The organism is Sphaerisporangium sp. NPDC088356 (assembly GCF_040685555.1).
Taxonomy (GTDB): Bacteria; Actinomycetota; Actinomycetes; order Streptosporangiales; family Streptosporangiaceae; genus Sphaerisporangium.
Map to the genome: position 1 here is coordinate 1 of NZ_JBFBIK010000238.1, position 3,463 is coordinate 3,463.

General features: G+C 71.6%; 3 protein-coding genes. All 3 read right to left on the reverse strand.

Going from position 1 to position 3,463, the window contains the following annotated elements:
- Positions 1–1,274 (reverse strand): PucR family transcriptional regulator (locus AB0O34_RS36440; RefSeq protein WP_363923511.1); only part of this gene is annotated, 1,274 nt, incomplete at its 3' end.
- A 45-nt stretch (positions 1,275–1,319) separates the two neighbouring features.
- Complete coding sequence (locus tag AB0O34_RS36445; RefSeq protein ID WP_363923513.1) at positions 1,320–1,457, reverse strand: hypothetical protein; 138 nt, start codon at positions 1,455–1,457, stop codon at positions 1,320–1,322.
- A 209-nt stretch (positions 1,458–1,666) separates the two neighbouring features.
- Positions 1,667–2,992: a serine hydrolase gene (locus tag AB0O34_RS36450; RefSeq protein WP_363923515.1), complete on the reverse strand. Its 1,326-nt coding sequence runs from the start codon at positions 2,990–2,992 to the stop codon at positions 1,667–1,669.
- Positions 2,993–3,463: the final 471 nt, after the last annotated feature.

Genomic DNA, 3,463 nt, shown 5'->3' on the forward strand with positions numbered 1-3,463 from the left:
TACCCGGCGACCTCGCCGGACGCCTCGCGGGCGCGCAGCACCCGCAGCGCCCGGTCGGCGTCGGCCCGCGATCTGGCCACCTCGGCGAGGTTGCGCGCCATTCGCCCGACTCCGATGTTGGCCGCGTGCCGGGGACCGACGCGGGCCAGGAAGCTCTCCGCGATCCGCACGGCCCGCGCCTCCTCCTCACCGCCCGCGTGCAGCGGCAGCACGGCATAGGCCACCGAGCCGACCATCGCGGCGGCGGACTTGGGGTGGATGGCACCGACGTGCAGGCCGAGCGCGTCGCAGAACCGCTGCCTGTCGCTCTCTCTGCGTGCGGCGTCGAGGTCGGGTCCGCCGCTGAGCTGGGCGGCGAGCACGCAGAGCCGCTCGCTGGCCACGCCGAGCCTGCCCGCGGCCTCGGCGGCGTCCCCGCCGCCCGCGAGCACGGTGGACAGCAGGTCGGCCTGGAGCCGCCGCCGGGTGTCGGCCCCGGCGCGCTGCCGCAGCACGTGCAGCGCGACGATGTTGGCGGCGTCGGCGAGGGCCTGACGGCGCTGCGCGCTCAGCGGTTCCCGCACCGCGGCCCAGATGGAGCCGAGGATCTCGTCCCCCGACCGCACGGCCACCGCCTCACGGTTGATGCTGTCGTCGTCCAGTTCGAGGTAGACCGGCTCGCGGCTCTGGTAGAGCTGCCGGAAGAATCCGCGTTGCTCCAGCATCCGCCGGTACCGTTCCGGCACCTGGCGGCCGAGCACGGTCTCCACCCTGCCCGGATCGGCCTCGTCCTGCCGCCCGGAGTACGCCAGCACGCGCGAGGACCGGTCCTCGATGGTGACGGGCGCGTCCAGCAGCGCGCACACGGCGTTGGCCAGCGCGAACAGATCGTCGAGCGGGGGTTCCCCCGGTCCTGAGAGGTCTCCCTCGGCCAGCAAGGAGCGCAGCAGCGCGGCGACCTGCGCCCATGAGGCGGCCCTGGTGAGGCCCAGCACCGCCACGCCGGTCTGGAGGACCTTCGCGCGGACGAGGTCGTCGGCGTCCACGGGCTGCTTGACGACGATGCCCGCCGCCGGGCCCGCCGCGTCGAGCAGGGCGCAGATGTGCTCGGCGCGATCGACTCCGACGGCGAGGAGGATGCCCCCGGCGGGCAGGTGCAGCTCGTCGAGGGGATCGTAGATGTGCACGCCGGTGACCTCGGCGTCGAGCTCGCCGGGGGAGGCCGCCACGTCCAGCACGGTGCTGCCCAGATCCTCCAGGATGCGCCGCAGGCTGGCGCGTGGCTGATCCCTCATTTTCGTACAATAGTGGACATAGATGGACGTCAGTGGTGAAGCTGCTCAATCGCTGAGCGCACGTCGCAACGCCCGTCCGTTGTGGATGTAGGCCGCGCGGCCGTCCTCCACGACGAAGGTGACGGTCTCGTGCCTGCCCTCCTCCGGCTCCGCGGCGATGAACGAGTGACCGCCGTGGTGCACGAAGCGGGTGGTGGTGCGCGGGTTCCCGCCTTCGCCATGAACTCGCCGGGGATCATGACGATCTCCAGGCCGCCGTCCGCCTCGGCCACCTCATAGGCGATCGCCGGCCCTCGTACCTGCCGGTGTAGGGCGTGACGTCCACGGCCTCCGTCCGTCCGGCCCGGACCGGGAAGCCCGGCACGCCGAGCCCGGTGGCCTCGCGTATCACCTCAGGCGATCTTGGGTGTGGCGCGCACGCCGAGGTGGACGTACGGAGAGCCGTCGGCGAGCTCGTAGAAGACGGCCGACAACCACTGCGGCTCACCCTCCGGGCGGCCGACGAAGGTGGTGTCGTCCACCGGGACCAGGTCGAACGCCAGATCGGGCTGCAGCCCGGCCAGCGCGCCGGTGGCCTCGGCCAACAGCGAGAGCCCGCCGTCGCGGACCGTGAGCGTCATCCGGGTGCCCGCCCGCTCGTACACCCCGGCGTACCGCTCGACGTCGGTCTCGAACGGCTCCGCCGGGGGCCCGAGGACGGGCGGCACGGCCAGGCCGAGCAGCTCGTCGAAGAGCTCCGTGGCCAGAGCCTGCTGGAACGCCGCGGTGTGCCCGCCGTTGGCCAGCAGGCAGACCACCGTCTCGCTGTCGGGGACCATCCAGAGCATGGCGGCCTGGCCGATGGTGTTGCCGCCGTGGGAGACGATCAGCCGGCCCTCCCACTCGTTCAGGATCCAGCCGATGCCCCACTGCTTCCCGATCGCGTACGGGTTGGGGACGTCCACCTGCGGCTCCCACATCGCCCGGGGATCGGCGAGCAGCCCGGTGCCCAGGTGCGCGCGGGCGAACGCCACGACGTCGGCGGGCCTGGCGCAGATCAGCCCGGCCGGGCCGCAGGAGCGCATGAGGCTCCACGCGGGGGCGGGCCGGCCGTCCATGTGGCCCATGGCGGCGCGGAAGCGCAGCACGTCCTCCGGCAGGGTCCAGGTGTGGGTGAGGCCGAGCGGCTCGATGATCTGCTCGCGCAGCGCGGCGTCCCAGACCTTGCCGGTGAGACGCTCGACGACGCGCCCGGCGACGATGAACCCGGAGTTGCAGTACGACTGGGTGACGCCGAGGGGGTGGTTCTGCGCGAGGTCGGCGCACGCCTGCACGTACTTCTCCACGCAGTCGTCACCGCGGCCCGTGTCGAGGAACAGGTCCCCGTCGATGCCGGAGGTGTGCGTGAGCAGGTGCCTGATCGTGACTGTCTTGGTCACCTCCGGGTCGGCGACCCGGAACTCCGGCAGGACCTCGGCGACCGGGGTGTCGAGCGTCAGCTCGCCCCGCTCGACGAGCATCATGATCTGGGTGGCGGTCCACACCTTGGTTACCGAGCCGATCTGGAAGAGCGAGTCGGTGGTCACCTCCACCCTGGTGCCGGCGTTCAGCACTCCCGCGGCGAACTCGTGCACCTCCCCCTCGTGCAGGAAGGCCAGGCTCGCGCCCGGAATCTCGTATTCGGCGATCAGCCCTTGGAGACGGGCGTGCCAACGACCGGGATCCACCGCTCCAGCCACTCGACGATCCTTTCGTTGTAGCCACCCGATGGGACGGGCGGCCGTTGAGGATGAACAGGTGAGAGCCGCCCGGATACCGGACCAATGACCGAACACTAGGCACCGCTCGCCGCGGCTACTTCGGTCTCCGCGACGAATCCGATCCGACCCGTTGTGCCCTCCTCCAACCGGCTTGCCCTTGAGGTCGATCGGCTTGTCCTTCACCTCGAAAAGGTGGGCCGGCTCGGAGGCGTGCGGCGCCCCCGCCGGGGAGCCCGGCCGGGCCCGGGGGGTCCGAGTCGACCGACCGCCAGCCGCGGGCGCCCCACCCAAGGACCCGCAACCCCCCCCGCCCCCCCCCCCCGCGGATGCACCACCGACAGCCTTTTTAATGATTGGGCGCCCACGGAGATCTACTCTTGGATTCGTACACTCTTTACGTACTCGAAGCTCTTCAGTTCTGCTAGGGTCTTTGCCGTCGCTCGCCGATGG